Annotated in this window: 22 protein-coding genes and 1 pseudogene; 6 read left to right on the top strand and 17 right to left on the bottom strand. The window is 41.5% G+C overall.

Translation table 11 applies throughout. The features are described 5' to 3' along the window. Positions 1 to 96 precede the first annotated feature (96 nt). Positions 97 to 735 carry an HAD family hydrolase gene (locus BQ5903_RS02810; RefSeq protein WP_079578754.1) on the bottom strand — a complete coding sequence of 213 codons (639 nt, stop codon included), beginning with the start codon at positions 733 to 735 and terminating at the stop codon, positions 97 to 99. A gap of 302 nt (positions 736 to 1,037) precedes the next feature. Next, a complete protein-coding gene (locus BQ5903_RS02805) occupies positions 1,038 to 2,075 on the bottom strand; it encodes an aldose epimerase family protein (protein ID WP_010497233.1) in 1,038 nt (345 codons plus the stop codon). A gap of 332 nt (positions 2,076 to 2,407) precedes the next feature. Between BQ5903_RS02805 and BQ5903_RS02800 the strand changes: the two genes are divergently transcribed. Next, on the top strand, positions 2,408 to 2,710 hold the full coding sequence (locus BQ5903_RS02800; RefSeq protein ID WP_010497231.1) for a hypothetical protein: 303 nt from the start codon (positions 2,408 to 2,410) through the stop codon (positions 2,708 to 2,710). Positions 2,711 to 2,974: 264 nt separating this feature from the next. Here the strand turns inward: BQ5903_RS02800 and BQ5903_RS02795 are convergent, their stop codons facing one another. Continuing rightward, complete coding sequence (locus BQ5903_RS02795) at positions 2,975 to 3,241, bottom strand: hypothetical protein (RefSeq protein WP_010497229.1); 267 nt, start codon at positions 3,239 to 3,241, stop codon at positions 2,975 to 2,977. A 246-nt stretch (positions 3,242 to 3,487) separates the two neighbouring features. Beyond that, positions 3,488 to 4,486 (bottom strand): UDP-glucose 4-epimerase GalE, encoded by a 999-nt coding sequence (gene galE / locus BQ5903_RS02790; RefSeq protein WP_010497227.1) that lies wholly within the window; start codon positions 4,484 to 4,486, stop codon positions 3,488 to 3,490. 265 nt (positions 4,487 to 4,751) lie between these two features. Here galE and BQ5903_RS02785 point away from each other — a divergent pair, with 265 nt between their 5' ends. After that, positions 4,752 to 5,393, top strand: a complete 642-nt coding sequence (locus BQ5903_RS02785; protein ID WP_231920908.1) for an alpha/beta hydrolase — start codon at positions 4,752 to 4,754, stop codon at positions 5,391 to 5,393. Between the two features lie 164 nt (positions 5,394 to 5,557). Beyond that, a complete protein-coding gene (locus BQ5903_RS02780) occupies positions 5,558 to 6,433 on the top strand; it encodes a VOC family protein (protein ID WP_010497223.1) in 876 nt (291 codons plus the stop codon). A 135-nt stretch (positions 6,434 to 6,568) separates the two neighbouring features. Here the strand turns inward: BQ5903_RS02780 and apf are convergent, their stop codons facing one another. The 3 genes from apf to BQ5903_RS02765 form a co-directional block, all read right to left on the bottom strand. Beyond that, positions 6,569 to 7,171, bottom strand: a complete 603-nt coding sequence (gene apf / locus BQ5903_RS02775) for an aggregation-promoting factor (RefSeq protein WP_010497221.1) — start codon at positions 7,169 to 7,171, stop codon at positions 6,569 to 6,571. Positions 7,172 to 7,753: 582 nt separating this feature from the next. After that, the gene (locus tag BQ5903_RS02770) at positions 7,754 to 8,263 is read right to left on the bottom strand and encodes a nitroreductase family protein (RefSeq protein WP_010497219.1); all 510 of its coding nucleotides are present in this window, start codon (positions 8,261 to 8,263) and stop codon (positions 7,754 to 7,756) included. Positions 8,264 to 8,440: 177 nt separating this feature from the next. Then, the gene (locus BQ5903_RS02765) at positions 8,441 to 9,469 is read right to left on the bottom strand and encodes an IS30 family transposase (protein ID WP_079578752.1); all 1,029 of its coding nucleotides are present in this window, start codon (positions 9,467 to 9,469) and stop codon (positions 8,441 to 8,443) included. Between the two features lie 219 nt (positions 9,470 to 9,688). Here BQ5903_RS02765 and mscL point away from each other — a divergent pair, with 219 nt between their 5' ends. Continuing rightward, the gene (gene mscL / locus BQ5903_RS02760; RefSeq protein ID WP_010497217.1) at positions 9,689 to 10,132 is read left to right on the top strand and encodes a large-conductance mechanosensitive channel protein MscL; all 444 of its coding nucleotides are present in this window, start codon (positions 9,689 to 9,691) and stop codon (positions 10,130 to 10,132) included. An 855-nt stretch (positions 10,133 to 10,987) separates the two neighbouring features. On the opposite strand, the gene guaB is transcribed toward mscL, so the two are convergent. The 3 genes from guaB to BQ5903_RS02745 all read right to left on the bottom strand — a co-directional run bounded on the left by guaB (position 10,988) and on the right by BQ5903_RS02745 (position 16,028). Further along, a complete protein-coding gene (gene guaB, locus BQ5903_RS02755; protein ID WP_010497215.1) occupies positions 10,988 to 12,475 on the bottom strand; it encodes an IMP dehydrogenase in 1,488 nt (495 codons plus the stop codon). A gap of 258 nt (positions 12,476 to 12,733) precedes the next feature. After that, positions 12,734 to 15,616, bottom strand: a complete 2,883-nt coding sequence (locus BQ5903_RS02750; RefSeq protein ID WP_079578750.1) for a DUF3427 domain-containing protein — start codon at positions 15,614 to 15,616, stop codon at positions 12,734 to 12,736. Then, the gene (locus BQ5903_RS02745; RefSeq protein ID WP_010497210.1) at positions 15,609 to 16,028 is read right to left on the bottom strand and encodes a (deoxy)nucleoside triphosphate pyrophosphohydrolase; all 420 of its coding nucleotides are present in this window, start codon (positions 16,026 to 16,028) and stop codon (positions 15,609 to 15,611) included. The genes BQ5903_RS02750 and BQ5903_RS02745 overlap by 8 nt, the downstream gene beginning before the upstream one ends. A gap of 270 nt (positions 16,029 to 16,298) precedes the next feature. On the opposite strand from BQ5903_RS02745, the gene BQ5903_RS02740 reads away from it, so the two are divergent. Continuing rightward, positions 16,299 to 17,192 (top strand): IS982 family transposase, encoded by an 894-nt coding sequence (locus BQ5903_RS02740; protein ID WP_079578748.1) that lies wholly within the window; start codon positions 16,299 to 16,301, stop codon positions 17,190 to 17,192. A gap of 113 nt (positions 17,193 to 17,305) precedes the next feature. Then, positions 17,306 to 17,770 carry a nucleoside-diphosphate kinase gene (gene ndk / locus BQ5903_RS02735; RefSeq protein ID WP_010497207.1) on the top strand — a complete coding sequence of 155 codons (465 nt, stop codon included), beginning with the start codon at positions 17,306 to 17,308 and terminating at the stop codon, positions 17,768 to 17,770. Positions 17,771 to 17,996: 226 nt separating this feature from the next. Here ndk and BQ5903_RS02730 read toward each other — a convergent pair whose 3' ends face one another. From BQ5903_RS02730 to BQ5903_RS02700, 7 genes and pseudogenes are all read right to left on the bottom strand, one after another. After that, positions 17,997 to 19,493, bottom strand: coding sequence for an amidase family protein (locus tag BQ5903_RS02730; RefSeq protein WP_010497206.1), 1,497 nt, complete (start codon positions 19,491 to 19,493; stop codon positions 17,997 to 17,999). A 661-nt stretch (positions 19,494 to 20,154) separates the two neighbouring features. Beyond that, a pseudogene (locus BQ5903_RS02725) lies at positions 20,155 to 21,339 on the bottom strand (amidohydrolase). A 1-nt stretch (position 21,340) separates the two neighbouring features. After that, positions 21,341 to 21,802 (bottom strand): threonine/serine exporter family protein, encoded by a 462-nt coding sequence (locus tag BQ5903_RS02720; RefSeq protein ID WP_010497205.1) that lies wholly within the window; start codon positions 21,800 to 21,802, stop codon positions 21,341 to 21,343. After that, positions 21,803 to 22,576: a threonine/serine exporter family protein gene (locus BQ5903_RS02715; RefSeq protein WP_010497202.1), complete on the bottom strand. Its 774-nt coding sequence runs from the start codon at positions 22,574 to 22,576 to the stop codon at positions 21,803 to 21,805. 686 nt (positions 22,577 to 23,262) lie between these two features. Further along, entirely contained in the window at positions 23,263 to 23,916 is a 654-nt protein-coding gene (locus tag BQ5903_RS02710; RefSeq protein ID WP_010497200.1) for a hypothetical protein, read from the bottom strand. Between the two features lie 45 nt (positions 23,917 to 23,961). Continuing rightward, positions 23,962 to 24,219: a hypothetical protein gene (locus tag BQ5903_RS02705; RefSeq protein ID WP_010497198.1), complete on the bottom strand. Its 258-nt coding sequence runs from the start codon at positions 24,217 to 24,219 to the stop codon at positions 23,962 to 23,964. 277 nt (positions 24,220 to 24,496) lie between these two features. Next, complete coding sequence (locus BQ5903_RS02700) at positions 24,497 to 26,710, bottom strand: alpha-galactosidase (RefSeq protein ID WP_010497197.1); 2,214 nt, start codon at positions 26,708 to 26,710, stop codon at positions 24,497 to 24,499. Positions 26,711 to 26,936: the final 226 nt, after the last annotated feature.

Raw genomic sequence — 26,936 nt, 5'->3', positions numbered from 1 at the left:
CTCCATCAGGCACACAAAGTAATGAAATGCACCTCAAATTAAAAAACACACGCCCTCTTAAAACAGTTTGTGTGCGTAAACTTTATACTGTACTCCTTAAATATCTAACAATTGTTGCGGCTGATCCAACAAATAAGTCGGCCGTTCAGCTTTAATGGCATGAATATCATAGGCACCCCAACCAGCAGCAGCTGTATTGACCCCGGCTCTTTTTCCCATTTGCAGATCAAAAACCGCATCACCGATCATAACGGCCTGTTGCTTATCCAGCTGATATTTGTCGACTAGCTTCAAGATCCCATCTGGAGCTGGTTTATAATTATCCACCAGATCAGAACCGATCAGATCCGTAAAGTACTGACTGATCGCTAATTTATCCAAGTTCCGCTCTAGTGAAGCTGAACCTTTACTAGAAACGACATATAGGCTGTGCCCTGCGTCTTTTAGGTCCGCCAATACTTCCTTAATGCCAGGAAATAACTTGGTATTTTGATCTTCGCTCGCTGAATAGTAGTCGCGAAAATCAGCGTACATTTTTTGCAGCTGAATATCATGTTCATCAAGATTTGCCCACATCGGAAAAGAGGTCTCGATCGGCAATCCCATCTCAGAAAAAATCATATCTCTAGTTGGCACAGGCTTAGCGGCGTCCGCAAAAACCTTCTGGACTGAAACGATCGAAGCTTCGCCAGAATTTGCCAAAGTATTATCAAAATCAAACAAAAAAGTTTCCATCTTAAATTCCATCCCTCATTATTAATCAAACTGCTAGTTTGATTTTAACATTTTAACCGCCCATTTCCAGACATTTTTCAAGCAACCTTAGTTTTCGCAGACAGATGACAAATACTGGCTTTAAAAATTAGCTGTCGCCAGAATTTGCTTCTGCTAATCTACTTGATGTACGCCCTTATTTGTCAACTATTGACCTTAAAACAAACTGCAAAGCCAACAGATCAAAAAAGCCTTATCCCAGCAGTTTTCATAAAACTGGGATAAGACCTGAACTAATATTTTATTTCTATATCTCACAAAACTTATTGTTGCTTAAATTCAAAGGAAATATGATAAGTTTTCTTTTCGTTTCTCTTTAACACAATGTCGCCAAAGTTTTCATTATTGATAGCATCCGGTAATTGCTGTGCTTCTAAGGCCACACCTTCACCAGGCAAAGCATCCAAGCCATTATCCCGTGATAGTTTGATCCCATCATCTATTTCTGGCATGGTGTACATAACTAGACCAGTTCCTTCACTATTGATCGTAACTTGACGACCACTATCATTATCACGCAGCACAGCAACAGGTTCTGTCGCCATGCCTGGCCCATTAACGACAAATGCATCATCAAAACCGCCGGTTTCATCTGCAGCCTGTTTTAAGTTTCTGAATTTACGGAAATCATATGGTGTATTGTCGACCTGTAAGACCCGGCCCGTTGGGATCGTTTCGTCATCGGTCTGCAAGTACTCTTTACTGTTGATCATCAAAGAATGCGTGGAAAGATCACGTTTGTCACTCAAGTTGAAATAGGCATGGCACGTTGGATTAAAGAGCGTATCCTGCTCACCATTCAATGCACTATATGAAATAGTGACACGATCACTATTATCCAAAGTATAAACGACTGTTGCTAAGTAATTACCGGGAAATCCATCGCGCGACTCTTTAATATGCTTCTGGAAGATCACACTCACACTGTTAGGTCCACGCGAAGTTGTATACCCCCAATTCAAGGAGCGGTAACCATGCTCTCCACCATGCAAAGTATTGCCATTTTCATTAGTTGGCACTTGCTGCTTTTTGCCATCTAATTCAAATTGACCGCCCTTGATCCGCCCTGCAACTCGTCCGATCGATTGACAACAACAAAGAGAATTGTCATAGTACTGTCTTGCTGTATCAAAACTCAGTAAAATATTTTGCTTGTCCCCATCCTGAGATGGTACTAAAAACTCATTCCACGTTGCACCCATAGTGAAACAGGAAATTTCTGTCCCATTATCATTGACCAATCTGATCTTTGTGACAACATGTCCTTCATAATTTTCTACGACGCTGCGAAATATGTCCATTAGATTCCCTCTTCTTTCTGACCATGTTTTTCTCCTAACATCCACTTTAAGTGTACCGCATTTTTGCGGTCTTTAAAAGCGGTTACATAAAAGTAAATGGTTTTAATTTGTTTTTCCAAAAGTGGTATAGTTATTTAAAAATAATCATTTCAAGTGCTTTTAACTACTGATTAACACTTACAAACACGCTAATTCCTATTTTAAAGGCATTTTGCTTTAAGTATTAATGATTATTTAACTATTTCATAACTTAAAAAGCTTGCTTTTTAGATTTTAATAGAGTATGGTATATTACATCAAGAAGAACAGATAATTGAATTGGAGGAATTAGCATGAATAATACTGTTGTAGAAAAAACTGAAGCACGTAAAGAAAAGGACAAGGAATGGACAATTTCCAATGAGGCAGGTCATTATTTACGAGTAGTTTTTTCTGTAGCTTTAGAAAATAACATGAAGAATCTGCGTAATTTCTCTTTCAGCAGATTCGAATCAGAACAGATCAACAATCTTTCTCCACTTGTTGCTGGTCTCAAGGACAACTATGAGCTGAAAATTGATGACTCAGTTATTGGCAATGCTTTCTTGCCGCTTGATGCTCAAAAAGCAGAACCTCTTTTCAAAAAAATTGATTAAGCTAAATTGTTGAACACTCGCTTTTTAATTGCCTGACAACTTATAACTGAATGAAAAACGTCGTGTTTCTAAATTGGGAACGCGACGTTTTTGCTTTAGTGTTGCACTTAAAGTGTAAATTCAAGCAAAAAAAGCAGCGTAGTCTCCCACGCTGCCCTCGAAACAATGATTTGTTAGTCGTTGTTATTCTAGCATACCGACTATAGTTATCCAAACGATAGCTGTTATAAATATGAACGTACTCTTTCACGCCACATGATCAGCTTATCTTTTTTCAGCGATATCGACCAGTGCATCTTTAATATCGTCTAAATCGTTTTTAATCCCATTTAAAACGTCAACCGGCTCTTTAACGTTAGGGCGATATTTGACCCGACCCAAAACAACCTTTTCTTGCTGTTCGTGTTTGTTAGGGCGCAAATGTTTTCTTGTTGCCGAAGCTGCTTTGAGTCCAGTCTGTAAGAAGCCTGAAGCCGCCACTCCTGATAAAAAAGCAGCATGATTCAAATGGTTCTGTACTTTTTGTTTCATAGTCGCTCACCTCGTTAGTTATTTGCCTTTATCATAAGCTAAGCCTCTTTTTTTAGCAAGAAAATTACTGTACACAAAAAGCAGCACCTTTCAATGCTGCTTTTTAGAGGTTGCACTTTTTGATTGGACTTCGTGAACTAAGACTTTCCGCTTAGCCAAACATATACATTACATCGCCAAAATGCGCGCTTTAACACATCTATCCGCTAATGGTTGCGACTTAAGCGGTTCACTTTACCTTGTTTTTTAATCCTTATCTGCATAGCCTTGCGGATGAGTTGAATGCCATTTCCAAGCTGTTTCAATAATTTTATGGATATCATCAAATTGCGGCTTCCAACCCAACACTTCGCGTGCCTTATCAGAAGCAGCAATTAATGTATCTGGATCTCCACCGCGACGAGGCGCTTTTTCAGCAGGGATTTCCTTACCCGTAACCTCACGAGCAGCTTGCAAGATCTGCTTGTTAGAAAATCCTGTTGAAGAACCGAGGTTAAAGGCGTTGGAATCATTACCTGCAAGCAAGTACTTGACAGCCAAAATATGTGCGTCTGCTAAATCAGTCGGGTGAACATAGTCACGAACATTAGTCCCATCTGGGGTATTGTAATCATCACCAAAGATCATCAGCTTGTCACGTTTGCCCATCGCAACTTGTAAAACGATCGGAAGCAAGTGTGTTTCTGGATGGTGATCTTCACCGATCGAGCCATCTTCCTTAGCCCCAGCAACGTTAAAGTAACGCAAAGCAACAAACTTGATACCATACGCTTCATCAGACCAGCGCATGATCTTTTCCATCATCAACTTGCTTTCGCCATATGGGTTGATCGGTTTTTGCGGGTCACTTTCTTTGATCGGCATTGATTTAGGAATGCCATATGTGGCAGCAGTCGATGAGAAGACGATTTTCTTAACGCCAACCTCATTCATGACCTCAAGTAATTTGATCATACCAGCCGTATTGTTATCAAAATACTTCAACGGGTCCTTCATTGATTCTGCCACTAACGAGAATGCAGCAAAATGGATAACTGCCTTGATTTCAGGATTTTTTGCAAAAACTGTCCGCATAAAGCCTTGGTCAGACAAATCACCTTGATAAAACTTAGCTTTCTTATTAACTGCATCACGATGTCCTGTGATCAAACTATCAACAACCACAACATCTTCACCTTTTTGTATCAAACGATCAACGGTGTGTGAGCCAATATAACCCGCTCCACCCAATACTAATACTGCCATGAAACGATCCCCTCCTACGTCAGTTCTGTAACAGTCAGGCTAATTAAATTTTAAAAGCCCTTGCATATCTATTCCCTTCAATTTTACCAGTTTTTACCTGAAATTGGAAAGGGTTGCCGGATTTGACAGACAAATTGTAAAAATAATTTGCTTACTTTTTGTAAGTGTGATATATTTGTCTCGGCAACACAGGAAGCACAGCCTTCCTTTAAAGATTTCAAAAATAATATTATTTAACTTAACTTGACTTATTTAAGAAGGTGTAATGATGCAATATCTTTATCGTTTAAATTATCCCCAAAATTGGGACAAACATACCCCGATCGCTATCGCACTCCATGGAATGGGCACTAACTACAATGACTTGCAGCCTGTGCTAGACCAGCTCGCATCAGACCAGATTCAGCTTTCACTGCAAGGCGATCAAGTCTTCCAAGATGGCTATCAATTTTTCGACGTCAATTTTGAGCGCGGTTCTAAAAAAGAAGAGACAATTATCGGCACCGCGATCGAAAATGTTTATAGTTTTATCCAGCAACTTTTGACTCAGAAAAAATTGACCGCTCATCCTCTACATTACCTTGGTTTCAGTCAAGGAGCTATCATTGGGAGCGGTCTAGTGGTTAATTATCCTAAACTATTTCAGCAAGTAGAATTGTTTAGCGGACGTCTGCCTTTATTTGTTGAACAAACAGCGCAAGCGACCCTGGGTACTAATTTGTCCAGCCCACAGATCTTTATCTCTCAAGGATCAATAGACCCGCTATTTTCTCCTGAGATCGGTCGTCACGTTCATGAAATTATGGCCGCACATTTTGCAAACGTCCACTACCACGAATATCAAGTGGGACACGGGATCACACCCCAAACTTTGGCCGACGTTCAAAAAGAAAATAGCGTTCACTAAAATCGCACAGTACGGCATGCACCCATCAAACAAGCAGCTCAGACTCAGAAGTTCCAGCGTTTCTTTTGCGTGTTAATGTCTGAGCTGGATAGACGGAGATCTCTTGTCATGCGAAACCTTAACTGATCCGACGGACATTTGACAAAACAGAAAGGAGCCTCATTATGACAAACGCGATAATTCCCGAATTTCAATTAGATGAAAAAACTCATCCTGGCAATGTTGCCTTAAAAGTAAACAATTTGCAAAAGATGATTGCCTTTTATACTCAGATCATTGGTCTAAAACTACTGCAACAAGAAACACAGCAAGCTGTTTTAGGCGTCGACCGCATCCCACTTCTCTACTTATTCCAGATCAACGGTCAACGTGCTGCCCAGCAAAGAACAGGTCTTTATCATACGGCCTTTTTGTTACCGACCAGAAAAGACCTCGGTAATGCCTTGATCCGCTATGTGTCAACTAATGCTCCATTAAGCGGCGCTGCAGATCATATTTATAGTGAAGCCTTGTATCTGACCGACCCAGAAGGTAATGGGATCGAAGTCTATCATGATAAGCCGCGTTCAGAATGGATCATCAAAGAAGACGGCGAGATCCCTAGTGATACTTTAGAAATGGATGTAGAAGGCGTTTTGAAAGCTGCTGATCAAAAATGGACTGGATTTCCAGACAATACTATGGTTGGTCATATTCATTTAAGTGTCTCTGATGTCAACCAGACACAAGATTTTTATACCAAGATCTTAGGCCTTTCACTCAAGTTTAACTTCGGTGAGGCCGCCAAGTTTTTAGCGACTGGCGGCTACCACCATCATATCGGAGCAAATGTTTGGATGAGCCGCAATGCCGCTCCCTTAACCCAAAATGAAACCGGCTTAAAATATTACAGCTTCTATGTGCCAGATTCTGCGGAACTTGACCGCATAGCTGAGCACCTCACTAGCTTAAGCATTGAATTTGAGCAAGCTGACAACGGTCAGATCACCTTTATTGATCCCAGCGGTATTCAGGGGCGTTTTGAAATTCAACCTTCTTAATAAAGAAAATAACCGACTTGCAAGTTGAAAATGCCTGCGGGCCGGTTTTATTATTGCTCAAAAAAAGCCAGCCAGAGACGAATTACATCTCTGACTGGCTTCACTTTTATCTTTATTTTTAACTAAGTTTTGCTCTTAGTACCAACCAAATTGGTTTGAATGCTTCAAAGCGTCTTGCCATGAACCATATCTTGCAATAGCATATTGGTCAGCAGCCTTTTCCTGGTTAGCTGCTGAGTAATCACCATTTAACATAGATTTGTCTAATTGGTATTTACCATAGAACTGACCATTTGTTGCTGTGTATGAGCCACCAGATTCACGATTAGCAATTGCTGCTTTAGCAGCAGCTTCTGAACCATTCAAGCTGCTTGAAGCGGCTGGTGTAGAAGATTGAATAGGTGCCTGTGTCTTAACAGGTGCTTGTTTTTGCACGGGTGCTTTTGGTTGAACAGCTGTTTGTGCTTGAACAGGTGCCTGCACTTGTTGTGGTTGTTCAACAACTTTAACCTTACCTTCACCATCGATGTCAAGTTTTTGACCAGGAAGGATAAAGTTAACATCAGCAAGTTCATTTGCTTTTTCGATTGCAGCAATAGTTGTATGGTTAGCTGCTGCAATTCCTGAAACTGTATCTCCTGCTTTGACTGTAACTGTATCAGCGTTGGCTGCAATAGTTGTCATTCCAAATAATCCGGCTGCTGCGGTGACTGTAAGTAATGTTTGCTTCAAATTCATAAAAAAGTTTCACTCCTGTATATTTTGGCTAACAGCTCTAAACTCTTTAGAGCCCCAGCAAGCTCAAGCCTTGCGCCTGACGAACCTGCTTACTAAATTTCAGTTCATCTCTCGAACCGACGGTGACTAGTATATGAAGTTAATGTTACACAGCAATTTCTATTTGTTGACACAAAGCCACTGTTTTCGTAATGTTATGTTACATTTGTAATATTTTGTAATATATTTTCAAAAAATATTGTCCACAAAATAAACAGAAGATGCTTAACGCTAGTACATTGGCGGTTGGTAAACTATGTGACAAAATCTAAAAAAAATAGCCTGCCTTTTTGAAAATATTTTTGAAATTCAGAAACTTTTTTTATTTTTTTGCGAAAAAAACTTATTTTACTATTTTATGGAGCTAATTACAGATTTTATGTAACTTGACTGTAATTTTTCAAACTGCTGTAAAAAAGGGACGCATTTGCCTATCATACCAGTTGTTTTAAACTGCAATAAAGCTAAAAAAAGAGTAACTGACCACTTACGGACAGTTACTCTACCAACAAACGTTTGGCAAAAAGCAGTAAATTATGCTTATCAAATTATAGTCTGGGTTACTTCATGACGTCCTTTAGTCGGTTTAGAGATCGACTCAGCAGGATAGCCGACAGCTAAAGAGATTACAGGAGCAAAACCAGCTGGGATCTGCAACTTGCTTAACAGATCATCATCTTTGCTCAAAGGTATTAGAGCACCCATGATCACGCAACTTGCCAAGTTTTTGCCGGTCGCCGCTAGAGCCATGTTTTCAACCATTGCGCCGGCGGAGACACATTCCATTGAACCAACTGAACTGTCTTGTTTTTGCGCCGAAATAATAATAACTGCAGGTGCACCATAATATGGATTGCTGACACTGTCTGCTTCAACTTGCTTGATAGTACCGGAATTTGTCAACAACGTAAAATGAAATTTCTCGTACTCGCCCATGCCGACCGGCCCTGCCTGTCCTGCATCCATAATATCTTGCAGGTCTTTTGTAGGTACTTGTTCGTCAGAAAAATCTCTGACAGCCTGGCGCTGATAAATCGTTTGCATAATATCCATAAAATAACTTCCTTTCTATAGTAAGAATATTATTTTGTCACCTTTATTATAGATGAAATTACTCCTTATTAGAAACATCTGAGCTATTTTATCTCGAAATTATTGACTAAATGATTGTCCTCAATTGTCAAGTTAAGTGCAACACTAATGGCCTATTCTTATAATTGGTCTAGAAAGTTAAACCAGTTGTGGCATAACATCCGCTGGACAACTATAGCTTAAACAGCGGCGGGGACGGTGATTCAGCGTGTCTTGAACCAACTGCAGATCCACTAATGAGAGGTTTTTAAAGGAATGCCCCTTTGGGAAGAACTCTCTTAATTGACCATTCACATTCTCATTAGTGCCCCGTTCCCAGGGAGAATATGGATGGGCAAAGTAGATTTCCGTTCCTTGAACCTGATTTAAACTAGCGAATTCCGAGCCGTTGTCAAACGTGATAGTCCGAAAGTTTTCTGCACCGTAATCATCAATCGTATCTTGGAGGGCTTGCCGGCAAGTCTCTGCCCGGTAATCAGGCAATTTAACGATAATTTCCATCCGGCTAACTCGCTCGGTTAACGTCATTAAAGCTGGTTCGGACTCAACCCGTTTGGCTTTCACTAAGTCGCCTTCCCAATGGCCCAACTCCTGACGTTTCCGAACCACTGCGGGCCGGTCTTCAATGGACTGTCCAAGCCGTTTTTTATTCAGGCGGGCATGTCGGTGATTCGGGCGTTTAACGCGGCGACGTAGCTTCATGGGTAAATCATAGTTGTGAAGCTCCGGGAGCTTGCCAGCCTCGATGTACCGATAGACCGTAGCCGTTGATGGGCAGGGAAAGCCCGGGTAATGAGCTTTGAAATAGTGGACATACGTATCGACACTGAAAACTCGTGGCTTAGCTTTTAAAGCTTTCGGCAGGGACTTGAAGAACACGGCAGCCCGCTGCAGTAAACCTTTGGGGTGACACTTGGCCCGCTGTTCTCGATAGTAAGCCGCCCCGCGCTCGGCAAAGTAGCTCTGATATGACCGATGTTTCTGGGAATCAATCTGGGTGGTTAACCCGCGTTTTAATTCGCGAGAAATGGTGCTGGGACTCCGGTGAAGCCGGCTGGCGATCTGACGAACGCCAAATCCTAATCGAGTCAGGGACTCAATTTGACCGCGTTCAAAAGATTGGAGTTGTTGGTAATGCTTAGGCATGATATTCTTAGTTTGGGTCATGAAGACACCTATCCTTATCTGTTGATTTTGTCGTTAATAATAAGAATAGGCCTTCATGGCCTTTTAAGCTAGTCTAATTGGTCTAGTTATCAAGTGTTGCACTTCAATTTTAAATCGGGGACTAAATGATTGTGAAAAAAGATAAGCATATTATTTTCGCAAAATAATGATAGTGCTTATAATGTTCACTGTACATATTTTGAAAGAGGTGCTTAATACATGTTAAAAGAATTTAAGGAATTTATTGCACAAGGAAATGTGCTGGACTTGGCTGTCGGTGTCATCATTGGAAGTGCGTTTACAGCAATTGTAAATTCATTAGTGGAAAACTTGATCAACCCTTTGATCGGGATATTTATTGGTGGGATCGACTTTTCCGACTGGGTCTTAAAAGTTGGCGATGCTACATTTAAATTTGGGACATTCATCAATTCGATCATCAGCTTCATAATTATCGCCTTCATCGTCTTCTTGATCGTTAAGTCTGTCAACAAGATCATGCCGAAGAAAGAAGAGGAAGAAGAAGTTGATCCTCAAGTTCAATTATTGACTGACATTCGAGACGCTTTAGCCCCAGAAAAAGCTGCCTTGTCAGATGTTGATCCCAAAGACTTAGAAACAAGAGTAACCGAAGATAGTTCAGCAAAAGACCAAAGCAAATAACTTTTAAAATTTGAATCTCAGTCAGTGTATCAAAAACTGGCTGGGATTTTTGTTTGTAATTATTCAGGAAAAGCAGATTTTAGCTGATACGGTTTGAATTGGAGTGAACTTTTAGCCGATTTTGCCAGATTGGCTAATTCTTCCGGCGACTTCTAGCCGATTTCTCTTAATTGGCTAGTTCTTCCTCTGACTTTTAGCCGATTTCTCTAATTGGCTAATTCTTCCCATGACTTTTAGCCGTTTTTCTCTAATTGGCTAATTCTTCCCCTAACTTCTAGCTGATTTCTCCAAATTGGCTAATTCTTCTCCTAACTTCTAGCCGATTTTTCCAAATTGGCTAATTCTTCTCCTAACTTCTAGCCGATTTCTCCAAATTGGCTAATTCTTCCGGCGACTTCTAGCCGTTTTTCTCTAATTGGCTAATTCTTCCCTTAACTTCTAGCTGATTTCTCCAAATTGGCTAATACTTTCCCTAACTTTTGCCGATTTCTCTAAATTGGCTAATTCTTCTCCTAACTTTTAGCCGATTTCTCTAAATTGGCTAATACTTTCCCTAACTTTTGCCGATTTCTCTAAATTGGCTAATACTTTCCCTAACTTTTAGCTGATTTCTCCAAATTGGCTAATTCTTCTCCTAACTTCTAGCCGATTTCTTCAAATTGGTGAAAACTTCCGGCGACTTTTAGCCGTTTTAATTTGGAATACCGCAAAGCCAAAGTATATTGCTCAAATCAAAGCTCAAGTAATGTAGCTTTTTATAAATACTGGTCTTAGCCATAAGCAGCCTAAAAAAATGAGATGCAGAAATCAACTCTCTGCATCTCATTTTTAGTTTTATTCCAAATTTAACAATTTTTAGTTTCTGGAGTAGTTTGGTGCTTCTTTGGTGATCTGTACATCATGAGGATGTGATTCGATCAAACCTGCGCTGGTGATCTGCACGAATTGAGCATTTTCTGCCAAATATTCGAGGTCGGGAGCGCCACAGTAACCCATTCCTGAACGAAGTCCGCCCAACATCTGATAAACAACATCACCGACTTTACCCTTATAGGCAACTTGTCCTTCGATACCTTCCGGCACAAGTTTGTTAGCTTCATTGACTCCGCTTTGGAAGTAACGATCAGCTGAGCCATGAGTCGAATCCATCGCATTCATGCTGCCCATGCCACGGTATGTTTTGAAACGGCGGCCTTGATAGATCACTGTTTCGCCAGGAGCTTCATCAGTTCCGGCTAACATTGAACCTAACATGACAGCATTACCACCGGCTGCCAAGGCTTTAACAATATCACCTGAATACTTGATCCCGCCATCAGCGATGATCTTCTTGCCATATTGGCGGGCAACTTGTGCAGCGTCATAGATCGCAGTGATCTGAGGGACACCTACACCCGCAACAACACGTGTCGTGCAGATCGATCCAGGACCGATCCCCACCTTGACTACGTCAACACCTGCATCGTAGAGAGCCTTAGTTGCTTCTCCTGTCGCTACGTTACCTGCGATCAACGTTGCTTGCGGGAACTTTTCACGAATTTCTGAGATCTTGCGCAAAACTCCGGCTGAATGACCGTGAGCTGTATCGATCACTAACGCATCCGCACCCGCATCAAGCAATGCTGCTGCCCTTTCAAATGTATCACTTGTGACACCAACAGCGGCAGCTACTAACAAACGACCATGTTCATCTTTAGCCGAATTTGGATACTCAACAACTTTTTCGATGTCCTTGATCGTGATCAACCCTGACAAACGTCCCTGATCATCCACGATCGGCAATTTTTCGATCTTGTTGGATTGCAAAGTTTTTTCAGCTTCATCTAATGATGTACCTTCAGTTGCAGTAACAAGGTCGTCTTTGGTCATGACTTCATTGATCGCCACCTTAGGATCACTGACAAAACGAATATCACGGTTAGTGATGATCCCACAGAACAACTTATTTTCCATTGTTTCCACGATTGGCACACCACTAATGCGATAACGATTCATCAATTCTTCCGCCTGTGCGACTGTGTCTTGCGGTGTGAGATAAAATGGGTCAATGATCACGCCACTCTCAGAACGCTTGACCTTGCGGACTGCATCTGCTTGGGCTTCGATCGTCATATTCTTATGAATGACACCCATTCCGCCTTGTCTGGCCATCGCGATCGCCATTTGTGATTCAGTGACCGTGTCCATCCCTGCACTAATAATCGGCACATTCAATTTTAAGTTTGGGGCCAGCTGAACACCCAAATCAACTTCATTCGGCAAAACATGACTTTCTGCCGGAATCAACAATACATCATCAAAGGTCAAACCTTGTTTGGCAAATTTTGTCTCCCAGTTAGACATCAAAAAACGCTCCTTTTCCTTTAGTGAACAAAACTAGTGCTCTACTTATTATTTAGGCTAAACTTGGCAAATATAGATCTTGATCTTATCCCCCTAATTTACCCTGTATGAATATATTGCTATCTAATGTACAAAAAAAGGCTTGCGTTTGCAAGCTTTCTTAGATTTTCCTAATAAAAAAGTTAACTATTTCAGTTTTTTTACAAAAAGATTTCGCATTTCAATTACTTTAGTTAAAATATTGCCTCAAATGTTCTGTTATTCATTATCCTCTTGCCCCGTCAAATACTTTAGTTGTTTGTAAGGCAGAGGCTGCTTAAATTTCAGATCCATGCCGACGACACGTTTAGGTTTAGCTTTAGCAGTCGGCATAGTTTCTTCCGCCACGCTTCCAGGTAAGATGTCGGCTGGTCCTAAATAGGTGTAGCCCTTACCTTCAGCATCGCTGCGCTTGGCAAATACCAGCAGCTTGATCTGGCGTGCTTGGTTGTCATCAACTGCGAGCAAACGTTTGACCTCCGCGGATTCCAATGTACGGGGACTGCGGGTGTACCATCTGATCGCCGAATTATTAGCCAGTGTATTTTGGTAATTTCTGCTCTCCACGACCTTTTCATTCTTACGATAGGTTATAAAGATCGGACACTCGTTCTCACCGACCCAATAACCATACATCGGCGCACTCAGGTCCTTCGACCAGTTCAATAAACGGCAGACATCTTTACGGGTATAACGCTGATAAAGTGTAAATTGCCGCTTGTTATCATACTCTTGATTTAAGCGCAGCCCGCAACTTAAAACATCGTCCATTAGACAACCAAAATCTTGGCCTTGACTAACTGCCGCTTTAAAATCTGGACTTAGCTGGTAGTTAAAGCCATCATGGACTACTAGAGGACGGCCGCCGTATTCATCCGCCTTGATCTTCTTACCGGATTTAATGGCAAAAAAATCTAAGCCTAAAATGACATCCAGTGAATTTAGCAACTGTTCGTTATGATAGCAGCCATACTTGTCAAACTCAGCTATTAATTCTTGTTCCGAGACAGTTTCTTGCTGCAGTAACAAACGCAACAATAATAATTCATGCGGACGTTTGCCCTGTGCTAATTCCTTGCAGAGAAACGTCAATATTTGATCTTGATACTTAGTCAAACAAACCTGCTCCTGCATTTTAGCCAAGAAGCTCCCATAGTTATTGAGCCGTGGATTTTCCAAGAAAACTCTGGGATCAAGTGAGTTTTGTTCTAAATAATCACATAGCAAGGGTGCACGCCCCAGCCTTTGCTTGAGAGCCGCAAATTCCTGCTTTAACTCATGCAAACTATCCAACTTTACCGCATCCAAAGCCGCAAAGATCCGCTGTTTTGCAATGCGGCTAAAACTGATCGTGGATAAACCCAAAATCGGTTTGAAGGCTAACTCTCTTTTAGCAGTGTCTTTGCTTTTACTGTGGTCATCGTGCAAGGCTAATGGAATCAAATAATTGTTCTTATAGTTACCGATAAAGTCGATCACGGTCACGTATTCTTTACCTGGGTATTTGCGCAATCCCCGCCCTAATTGTTGGATAAACACAATGTTTGATTGAGTGTTGCGCAATAAAACGACCTGATTTACACATGGGATGTCGATCCCTTCATTGAAGATATTGACTGTGACTAAATACTCGACTTGGCCTTCTTCCAGTTTCTTGACGGCGGCATCACGCTGACTAACACTTTGTTCGTTGGTCAGTGCCAGGCTTGGATGATTTCGTTGGGTCAATAAGACCGCCAGTTCTTTGGCTTCGTCTTGCCGGCTGCAAAAAATCAAGCCATGCGGCACTTGTGTAGTATCTCCATAATAATCCAACTGGCGCAAGATATAGTCGACCCTTTCATCCGACACTAAACGGCTCAAATTCGCTGTTTCATCCAACAGCTCTCCGTTCACTTCATAATCAGTAACGCCGACATAATGAAATGGGCACAGCATATTCTCAGCTAGAGCCTGCTGCAAACGGATCTCATAGGCAATGTTATGGTCATAAAGTTCAAAGACATCAAAGTCATCTGTCCGCTCGGGGGTGGCAGTCATCCCCAAAGTGAATTGCGGCTGAAAATAATTCAAGAGCCGCTGATAGCTTTGTGCGCCACTGCGATGCGCTTCATCGATCAGCAAATAGTCGAACTCCTGCGGGTCAAATTGTTCCATCACTTCAGGCTTGCTGATCGTTTGAATAGTTGCAAACAGATACTTGGCAGTCGTTTGGTGACGTTTGCCTGACAAAATGCCGAAATCACGGGCAGAGCCGCCAATAACAGTGCGAAATGAATCACGAGCAGCTTCCAAGATCTGCTCTCTGTGAACAACAAATAAAAAGCGTTTAGGCGCAAAAGCTTGGACATCAAAGGCTCCAAGATAGGTTTTGCCCGTTCCTGTGGCGGAGATCAGCAAAGCACGGCGGGCGTTATTTTGCCGTAACTTAGCCAAGTTAGCCAAGGCCTGACGTTGCATACCATTGGGAGTTATTTTTTTGGTTACAGGACTGGCAGTTTTTGAAGTCAACTGCGGTGTGACATAGTGCAAAGCGTAGTCTTTGACCCATGCATCAGTCAGCAGAAAAGCTTTGTGCCACTGCGCAGTATACTGCTGTTCAAGTTGTTTGAACAAAGCACCTTGAGCTGTCGATCTGAGTCGAAGGTTCCATTCATAATTAGCCAACATTGCTGACCGCGTCAAATTAGCACTGCCGACGATCATCGTTTTTTCAGCACCATTGTCAAATAAGTAGCCCTTAGTATGAAAACCGGCGACACTCGTGATCTTGACTGTTAGGTTAGGGATCTTCAACAATTCCGCAAACATGGCAGGATCATTGAAGCCCAGATAATCGGAGGTCAGCAAGTATCCCGTAACGTTTCTGGCAGCCAATTCACTCATAACAGCTTTAAAAGGCGTCAACATATCTTTAGTAATAAAGGCCACGGCAATGCTAAAGGACTGGCAAACACCAAATTCATCGAGTAAATGCTCCCAGATCGTTTCTTCTTTACTATTGACTAGTAATTTAGGTGCCAGCATGTCATTACCGGAATATTTTTGCTGGTCGAACAAACCGTGCATCACGGCTTGTTGTAATTCATAATTATCATTCATCAAATTTGATCTTCCTTAAATCTTGTTGTGTTAGCCATGTTAAGACAGGTCGACTAGCTGGCAGCCACTGTAAAGCGGCCAGTTCTTTAGGACTACCCCACTGCAACTTAGTATGGGCTTCATGTTTTAGATTATGCGTCTGCAAATAACCACAGAAAAACTGGATATGTATCTTGGCATAATTATATTCGTAGTCAGCAGGTACAGGGATCTGCGGACCTAAGACGACAATGTCGCCTAATTCTTCTTTGATCTCACGTTTTAAAGCTTGGCGTGGTGTTTCACCCGGCTCGATCTTCCCGCCCGGAAATTCATAATAACCGCCACCGACACGGTGGGCCTGACGTTGTCCGGTCAAGATTCGATCACCAGCAATCAAAACGGCGGCCACGATATTTTGTTCAGGTTTCATGATCGACCTCCTCTAACAGATGTTAAATTCTACTTTGATCTCTCTTAATCATAGCAGATTTAGTGTTGCATTGGGAAAGATGAAACTTTAGTAACGCAAATTTCACTAGCACTGATTTGACAAAAAATCTGTCTGCTGCAATTAGCCAGCTTGAATTTCTACCCAACGCGTGGTGCTAGTTCGTAACATTCAACTATTTAGTACAAAATTTTACAAAAAAAGCCCAACAAGGTTAGACTCTTAAGTGACTTAAACAAAGGAGACCTGATCTTGTTGGACCACTTAAAGTTTAAACAAAAACGACATAATTTACAAGTCAATTTAGCTCAACTTAAAGTTCTTTGTGCTGAGCTTTATCAAAAATACTGCCCGCGCTATATTTCGCAACGCCGTAACACCACTAATTCTCGTGTTTCTGATGTGCAGATCTTAGCCTTACTGTGTTTACAGGTCATTACACAGATGCACTCCCAGCGTAAATTCTTTGCCTGGGCACAGACCTTCATCCCACATCAATTGAACATTGAGCGCTCCCGTTTTAACCGACGAGCACAACGTCTTCTCCCAGTGGTCATGGCCATGCGGCAGGGGTTGACTCGCGACTATGCGCAAACAGGACAGTTTGCGATCATTGATAGTTTGCCTAACCCTTTATGCCAAAAAGTTAGAAATAAGCGGGCCAAGGTTTTCCGCGGCATAGCTGACCTAGGCTACAATGCGACCAAAGACATGTATTTTTACGGGTTTAAGACTCATTTTGAGACCTCGCTCAGCGGTTATATCTTAAATTACACTGTCACCGAGGCCTCTAAACATGACACCCAAGCGGCGTCAACTTTGATCGCAGGCTGTCCGTGTCCCTTTGTTTTAGCGGATGTCGGTTATGTGGGACAGCCCTTACAAGAAGATTTTGGCGAGCTAGGTTATGAGCTCTGGACACCTTACCGTTCAAACATGAAAGGAGCCAAACAGCACAATGTTCCGGCTTTGAAAGATCTCCGGCGCACGATCGAATCCCGTTTCTCGATCCTAGTTGAAGATTATGGGATCGAAAAAAACCTCACGCGGTCAGTGGTAGGCTTTTGGTTAAAAATCGAATTGACCGTCTTTATTTATAATTTAGGCTTTTTTGATTTTACAGAAAATAGAATTATTACGAACTAGCACCACGCGTTTCTACCCATCATTTCTCTTTCTTTTTTTAAAAAAATTGCTTATCATTAGACATAATTAGAAAAACTAAGAATAAAAAAATACTTTTATGGGGGTCACAAGACATGACAACAGAACGTACATTGATCTTGATCAAACCAGATGGTGTTAAAGCGCGCCATATTGGCCAGATCATTACACGGATCGAAAACAAGGGGTACTCGATCGATGGTTTAAAAGTTACGATGGCTACACCGGAATTATTGAAAAAGCACTATGTCGACAAGGTAGACAAGCCCTACTTCACCGAGATCGAAAACTACATGTTAGAGGGACCGATCGTAGCGATCATTGCCAGCGGCTCGCGTGTGATCAAGGGATTACATACCATTGCAGGAGATACTAGTCCCAACCAAGCAGCACCTGGAACGATCCGCGGTGATTTTGGCCGGATGTTTGAAGATGGGATCTTACGTAATGTCATTCACAGCTCGGACAACCCGCAAAATGCTGAAAATGAGATCAAATTGTGGTTCCCAGAATTGTCAGCCACACGGGGATCTTCAGTTAAAAAAGAAAAGCAAGCTTAAGCTAAGAGAGTGAGACAAAAGATGCTTTGAAGCCGATTTGTAACGGCGATTGCGCTATTTTGGGTCGTAGCAAAGCGAAGGACCAGAATAGCGCAATCGTTGTTACATTAAGGCTTCACTCTTTTGAAACACGTTTAAGGGCCGTCTATTTAACTCATTAAATGGGTTAAATAGACGGCCCTTTTAGTATCGCACAGCTAGTTATGCCCCAGCTCGTTTTCTTTGTCTATGAAAAATCTTCGTATGCTTTAGCAAAATCGATCACAGTTTGATCAGCGCCAAAGCCGCCAACCAGCTGCATCCCGATCGGTTTTTCATGAGATGTAAATTTACATGGTACCGAAATTGCGGGGTAGCCAAGAGCATTGAAAACACCTAAGTTTGTATCCATCCCCATCGAACCTGTTACCAGTTCCTCTAATGAATCATCCAACGCTGGTAATTTAGTAGCGGTAAAAGGTGTCGCCGGCATTGCAAGAATATCAAATTTTTCCATGACCTGGGCAAATTTCTGTTTGAGGCCGACTAACATATTCTGTGCTCTACCGTAATAATCAGTGGCTGAATGATCAGCCAGCATTCCGCTATACAAAATAACTTGGACAATTGGCGGCAATTTTTGATAATTTTCTGCTTTTAACTGCTGTGTTAATGCTTCACTCAAATCGATTGGATAGTAGTTTCCACTGCCAATGCTTGAACCGCCATTCTTGATCAACTGCCGATATGTTGCCAGAGTGTTCATCGTGTCAACGACTGTCCGCGCCTGATCAAATTCTGGAAGCGATATTTCTTCAACACTCACACCCATTTTTTCAAAAGCCAAAATATTGGACCGTACTGTCTCATCCACAATTTTTTCAGAACGTTTTAAACCGAAACATTCTTTAACGAGCCCTATTTTTTTGCCGCGCAGATCAGTCTTTAGATTGTTGGCAAAATCAAATGTCTGCTGCATTTCATTTTGGCGGCTGTCTAAGCCATCTGGCCCAGCTAGAGCATCCATCGCTAAAATAATATTGTCCATCGTTTGTGCCATTGGGCCTACATAATCGAGCAGTTGATCGACTGAGCCGATCCCTGTATACGGGATCACGCCGCGTGAGGGTTTAAACCCATAGATGCCACACCATGAAGCTGGGATCCGGATCGAGCCAGTCTGGTCACACCCCAAGGCAAGATCAACTTCTCTACTAGCAACTAAAGCTGCCGAACCACTTGACGATCCGCCAGCAGAATATCCAGGCAAACGGGGATTTTGTACTAAGCCGGTGTCGGCTGAAAAACTGCTGCCGGCTACAAACAAGTTTTCACTGACTGCCTTGCCGGTGATTTCTGCACCAGCCGCCAGCAAACGACTGATCACAGTCGCATCTGTATGGGGGCGATAACCATTCAGCAGCTTAGTGCCGATCTGCATTGGTACATCTGCGATCGTAATGTTATCTTTCACAGCCACTTTTTTCCCTAGCAAGGGACCGCTGGCAGCATGTTCGATTTTAGTCTTAACAAACCACGCATTATATTTGTCATCCGTAAACGGACGCTCCTTATAGGTTCGTTTGTAAGGAGATTTGTCCGTGAGGACCGGCGAGTATTTCATAACATCGCGAAAAGTCGCCAAAAAGTCTGCATCCAGCATTTGCCAGTAATTGTCCTTTTGCTCTTGCGATAATTCAACATCTTTGATCTGCTTAAAAAATTCCTTTTTATTAAAACCCATCCTCTTGCCTCCGCCTTGTTAGTAGTCGAGCTCCCAAATTCAGACAACTTCGCTTATCCAACTCGGATCTCACAGTGCACAGAACACACTATAAGTTCCGAGCCCGATAATGCTCGCTGTCTCCCGAATTTCTCCACTCTGTTTTTCTAGTCGAGCTACGTGAATCAAAAGTCTGCGCCTATCCAACTTTGACAACAAGTCGCAAAAAGCACGGCTTATTGTTAAAGTCCGATAGTGCTCAACTTTTAAGCGATTCACTTCGCTCTGTTGTTTAACTTATTATAGCAAACTAGATTGACAAATTCTGCGGTAAGTCGTCCCCACTTGTTATCGTTCTCAATCTTTTTACCAACCTATTCTATAATTGTTTAACAAGTTTTAAGTGCAGTGGCTGTTTTGTCCAACAAAAAGGACAAATAAAAAAACCGCCCCACTATAACTTCGGCATGGTTATAGGGCGACTATTCAATAGTAGTTTGTAATTATGCTACCAACGAAGCGGCTTGTGAGAAGAACTATGCTAGTACATAACTCCCCTTTTCTTTACGATTAAAGTATAACATGCTTTACATCAGCTATCATCTTATACAAACGGCGTCTTCTAGCGCTGGTTTAAACATCAGACATCAACATCTTGTTGTCCTTTTTAAGTTATCGCGCGTTACACTCCAAGATAAGATAAAGCGGCTGTCCCGACCGCCTCACCAGCAACCAATAAGCAATCTTCACTCATTAAGAAATCCGGGCTGTGGTGGGGATGGTCGTGACCATCTGCAGTTTGACAACCGACATAAAAGAAGCAACTTGGGGTGTCTTGGGCAAAATAGGCAAAATCTTCCGAAGGATCTTGAGGTCCACAATCAAAGACCTGTTTGATTTCAGGCAAGTTTGCATCTTGAATACTTTTGACCGTTTCTTTAGTTAATTGTGGGTCGTTATACAAAACTGGATAGTTATCCTCATAATCAATGACTGCTTTAACACCGAACATGGCTTCAACACCATGAGCAATTTTTTCGATTTGTTCACGCACTATTTGACGCGTATCTTCCTTCATTACACGCACATCACCCTTAAGTGTGACACTTTGTTTAATGGCGTTGTATGAGCCGGCTCCATTAAAAGAACCAATAGTCACACTAGCTGTGTCAAAAGGATCGATACGACGAGAAACAACTGTCTGTACAGCTGTGACAAAATATGCCCCAGCTACTATTGCATCATTAGAAAGTTGCGGCATTGAAGCATGACCACCTTTGCCATTGAAAGTGATAGTAAAATTACTACGTCCCGTTTGGGTTTCATTCAAATGATAGCCAATCGAACAATTGGGCATACTGCTCATCACATGTAACCCTAAAACATTATCTATGCCCCTTAAAACACCGTCAGCGAACATACTTTTAGCACCACCAGGAGAAACTTCTTCAGCTGGTTAATGAATAATACGAATGCTGCCCTTTAAGTGATCTTTTAATTCAATTAATATCTTCGCTAAAACCATCATATAAGCCGTGTGTCCATCATGTCCACATGCATGCATGACTCCCTTATTTTGGGATTTAAACTCAAGGTCATTTTCTTCTTGAATTGCTAAAGCATCAAAATCGGCTCGTAAAGCAAGCCCTTTACCTAGGTGACCACTTTCAATATCTACCGCAAAGCCATACCCATCTCCAAAACCAGTAATTTTACAATCTAAATCATGATAAAAATCCTTAATATATTTAGCTGTTTCTTTTTCATGAAATGATACTTCCGGATGTGCATGCAAACGGCGACGTATCTTTATCATTTCCGGTTGTGCATCCCACAATTTTTCCATCAATTTATCGTGTAAATTCATTTTAAAGATTTCCCTTCCTTTTTATTCTATTCTTACTAATAATATGACGACACTTTTTAAAAAGTGACTCTGCAATAGCAAAACCAAGGTCCAAAGCCAATGCAACGGTTAAAGTCTTGATCAAGTTGTGTCCAGCAGCATTATAATATCCCAAAGTAAAATCTTTAAGGCTGGCATAAATAACTACCCCAGGCACAAGTGAAACTAGGCATGGGATGTAAATTAAATTCACTGGAACCTTAATAAAAACAGCATTGATGTTGCCCAATAAGCCGATAATTAAAGCAGCCAAAAGATTTGGCAAGATAATACTAGTAGTTAGCGGTTCGGTCAATAAGTAAACGGTCCAGCCAAATGCTCCTGTAATGCCCGCAGGTATCAGAACACGACGAGGCACGTTAGTAATTACACCGAAACCCAATGTTGACAAGAAGCTAAAAATAAATCCTAAAACAAGTTCCATTTACAAAACTCCAATCAACAAATTTGCTAAAAAGGTCCCTACGATCGCCCCAATACCGATCGACCCGGCTATCATCAAAGCATCCATCCCCCGAACAAGACCAGAAATAATATCTCGCTCAATGATCTCCCGCAAAGAATTAGTTAGTGGAACACCAGGGACTAGGGGCATTAAAGCACTAATAACAATATTACTTGAACTGTCAGCGATTCCTGCTTGTTTAAGACTTGTAGCTATCAAACTGATCACCAAACCACCGGTAATAGCCCCCAAAAAAGGAGTAGCAGAATGTCGACCAGCCAATTGAGACGCTAAATAACCTAAAATGCCTATAAAAAAAGCAAATAGCAGATCTTTCCAAGATGCCTTGAATAAAAGCATCGGAGCGACAGAAACTAAACCAGCACTAAGGATCTTTTGCGGCCAGGAAAAATCAATTACTTGATGATCAATTGCTTCTACTCTGCTTTGAAGTTGGTCGAACTCGATCTTATGACTAGAAAATTCTCGTGATAAGGTATTGATCTCATCAACTTTTTGTAAATTAAAAGAACTAACTCGTGGTTTTTCCAAATGTGTAAGAGAACCAGCAGCGTTTTTGACATTCACAAAAATTGCAGTCATCGTGGCGTGACATTTAAGTTGGATTCCCGCAGCCCTGCCAATATATTCAACTGTGCTTTCAACTCGTGTGGTTTCTGCCCCATTCTCAAGTAAAATTTTTGCGATCTTACCACAAACTTCGATAATATCGTTGGTATTTTTTTGAGCCACAGTTCCACCTCCTAAATTAATGTATTAATAATGAGGTATAATACTTTCCTTTCAATAAACCCGAAATCTCTGTGTACCAGGACCAGCACTCACAAATAAATGCTCTTTTTATTGAAAAAAATTGACAAAATATTTTTTTCGATCAGATAAATAACGTTCTTGTTCGATTGAATTTGACAGATCATTACGATACTTCCACTGATTTTTGAGAACTGTCTTGCTCTTCAAACTTTCATTTCTATATTGTTCTAAGCATTAAAATTTGTCAACTTATTGGCTAAGCATGCTCAAATATCTTTAATTGACCATTTATTCCATTAGATATTTTTCGTGTCAAAATCTATTTCCAACAATTTTTCCGTTTCTTATTCTTAGCACAGTCAAAGGGATACAAAAATAATTGCCTAGATCAATAAAAGCTCACTCTACCCATATAAATAAATAAAAGCCCGACCTATTTGTTTTGGGCGGGCTCTTGTATTGTTGCTTATTTATTTCGTGTCACAAATTCACTCTTAATGCTATAAAAAGATAGAGTAATTCACAATCATCTCTCTAAAAACAGTCCTCTTAAATCCACGAGCTGTGGAGTACATCAGACTATAAAAGACTGGCACAACTTTTATTATATTCGACAACTTATTTTTCCAAGTGTTTCTAGTTTTGACCCAGTTTCATAAATATTATTAATTACCTGAAGTTGTTCCATTTCCATTGACATCTTTAATAATCGTTGTTCCATTTGCTGTAGAAGGATCATAACTGCTTTCCCCATTACCATCAGTTGTCCTGTCGTTTGTGCTTCCATTTGAATTCTTTTCTCGATCAGCATTTGCTGAATTTCCACCATTACTTCTTGGACTATAATTCTGCGATGGTTGGCTGTATGACTGACTGCCCCAGTTATAGTTGCTGCCCTGGTATGAGCTGTGGCCACCATTCCCGTTGCTCTGACTCTGACTAGAAGCTGCTGTGCTGGAACTGTCGCCATCACTTTGGCTCTCCTGGGACGAACTAGCTGCTTGGTCTGGTGCTTCGTTGTACTGATCATCTGTGCTTTCAGTCTCAGTCTGTAATATCCTAACTCTCTCATTGTACTTCTTGACCAAATCATTGATCTGCTTGGTATAATCTTTGACGTTAGCCTGACTATAGACTATTTCCTTATTATCTCGTACAAACTTAAGCTGCTCTTTTAACGCTGCACTCTTGTCTTGTAATCCATCAATATCAGTAGCTGACTGGATATCAGTGATCGTGTTCGCCTTGATAACTTCATTGGTTTTATTTAGAAAATAAACTTTACCGGAATGAATAGCGTCCTGATAAGCATTGGTCAACTTAAGATATGGAGAACTCTTTTTTTGGTATTTCTGATACTCTTGTTACAGCTGTTTTAAATCAGCCAATTTTTTCTGCTCATCTTTTTCTGCAGCCATCTCTTTTTTTAGCTGATTTACTTTTTTGATCTCATCTTGATGATTATTGGGTGTTTTTGCTTTAACGTGCTGTTTCGTAACTTCATGTTCATGATATGCCCCGGCAACCCCGATACCGCCTGCACATAAAATGATGATCATCACCACGATAGCGATTACTTTATTATTCGTTTTTCGTTTTTCAAACGAACTTTTACTAGCCATTTATTATTTCCTCATAAAAGCTATTTATATAATAATTATAGCTATAATAGTATTATAAAGCACTAAATTTCTTGTTTACGCTAAGTCTTATCAACTGGCTGACCGAAAATTTCACGCGGCTCATGTAAAGAGAAATAAGCAACACTAACAACATTGCTAACTAGTTGGCGCATAAAAAGGTACAGGCAAAGTCATACGCTTTTTTAGCGCTGCTTGCCTGCACCTTTTAAAACCAACATTTGTAAATACTGGCCTTTCATTAAAATAACTGACTATCCTATTCAACTGCTTTTAATTCAAAAACAGCACTGTCAAAATCACCATCGTTTTGCGTCAGTGGGTAGATCCCGATTTGCATCAACTCACTGCCGTAAGCCGTATATTCACCATTGACGCTATACTTTTGGCTGGGGTTTAAACCGACAAAATTCAGCATGTGCAATGGCGATGAAGCCTCTGAAAAGATATTAAAGTACATCGCAACAGCTTCTTTTTTATCATCTGAGACAAACATCCAAGCTGTCCTCGTTGTTTCAAACGGATTTTGCAAACGATAGAGCTTGCCGAACTGGATCAAACGACGGTGAGCCTTATACCACTTGACTTGTAACTTAACTTCTTGTCTTTCGTTTTCCAACAAGTTCAGTGGATTTAATTCATATCCCAAATTACCACTCGAAGCAACCAGCCCTCTAGTTCTCAACGGGGTCATCCGCCCTGTCTGTTCATTGGGAACTGCTGAAACATGGGCTCCCATCGAAACGACCGGATAAACTAAACTTGTCCCATATTGGATCTTCAATCGTGCTATTGCATCCGTGTTATCAGAAGTCCATGTTTGCGGCATGTAATACAACATTCCGGCATCATAGCGACCGCCGCCTCCCGAACAGCTTTCAAACAAAATATCAGGATAATTGTCCGTCAAACGTTCTAAAAGATCATACAATCCTAAGATATAGCGGTGAGAGACCTCTCCTTGCTCCGAAGCTGAAAGCTTAGCGTCATAAACTTCTGTCATGTTACGGTTCATATCCCATTTGATATAGTCGAGATCGGCATGTTCAATGATATAAGACATCCGCTCGAGTAAATAATCACGGACCTCTGCCCTGCCTAAGTTAAGCACGAACTGACTGCGGTCGATCGAACGTCGCTGCCCTGGGACCTCTAAGACCCAATCAGGATGACTTTGATATAGTTTAGATTTGACAGAGATCATTTCCGGCTCGAACCACAGACCAAATTTCATGTCCAAATTATGACAATAGTCACTCAGCGGCTTGAGACCGTTCGGCAATTTTTTTCGGTCAACGACCCAATCCCCCAGCGAACTGTTAGGAGCATCTCGTTCACCAAACCAGCCGTCATCTAGCACGAACATTTCGATCCCAAGATCATGAGAAGACGCGATAATATCTTGCAGCTTTTTTTCATCAAAGTTAAAGTAGGTGGCTTCCCAGTTGTTCAGCAAGATCGGACGTGTTTGGTGTGAATACTTGCTTTTCATCAAATGATTCAAGAATAACTCATGAAAGCTTTGCGACATCGAATTTAAGCCCTGCTCGCTATGCACTAAAACAGCTTCTGGTGATTGAAATGATTTTTGCGGTTCCAGCCACCATTCAAAGTTTTGATCGTTGATCCCCATTTGAATCCTGACCTGGTTATAACCATCCATTTGAATGATTGATTTATGACTACCGCTATAGACCAGACAAAAGCCAAAAACTTCACCGGAAAATTCCGTGGCATGAGGGTCGATCAGTGCGCAAAATGGATTTTGTGTATGACCTGAAGCCCCCCGCTTGGAGTCTAGGATCTTGATACCCGTGTTCAGCGGTTCGATCGTCACATTTCTTTCTTGGGCATAACGACCATTTAGTTGCAGCAAGTTTAACTCATTGTCAGGCGAGTCCAAACTAAATGAAACCAGGCGTTGAACTTGGACCGGTTGCTGACCCAGATTTTTAACACGAGCACTGCGCGTGATAACCGGCAGATCACGGAAAATCGTGTAGGACAAATAGAGTTCCAACTGAGCATCACTTTCGACTAATTTGACAGTTAGTGTCTGTGCTTCATCTTCTTGGGCAAACGTTGCCGGTAGCCCGGCTAGTTGAGGCTTCCCATCCGAGATCGTATAAGAATCATAGGTAAAATTGACAGTTCGGGAACCATTTGGAAACTGGACAACGATCCCCGGTTCACGGTAATCAGCACCTCCAGCCCCTGGAAATTCTTGCGGTAATGTACTCAAAGAAAAATCTCTTGTTTCTATATCTTCAGGGCTTGGTGCAAAATGCCGCATCAACCGAGGATAGCGACGCAAATTGGAATAATGGTCAACTGCCTTGCCATAATAATGGTGCGCTAAGATATTTTCATCCTCAACGCCCAAGACATAACTAACCTGAGAATTATGCAAATGAAAAGTCAGCGGGTTCGAGCTGACCTCGATCAGTTCCGATTTTGCGGATGGTTTTGTCATAAAAATACCTCCTCGTATTATTAAAACAGAGCGGAGACAAGCTGGGAGAACTCGAGCACTAATGGGCTTGAACATCATGACAAGTGGTTTGTGCTTGTCGTGATGTTTAAGCTAATTAGGCGGAAAGTTCTAGCTTGCCGGAGCTCGACTACTAAAACAGAGCGGAGCAGCTCGCTTAGAAGATGAGCACTAGCGGACTTTAGCGCCATATTGCGCTTTTCGCAAT

It is taken from the genome of Ligilactobacillus acidipiscis (genome assembly GCF_900116935.1).
GTDB lineage: Bacteria > Bacillota > Bacilli > Lactobacillales > Lactobacillaceae > Ligilactobacillus > Ligilactobacillus acidipiscis.
This window is presented reverse-complemented; position numbering and strand designations above follow the sequence as displayed.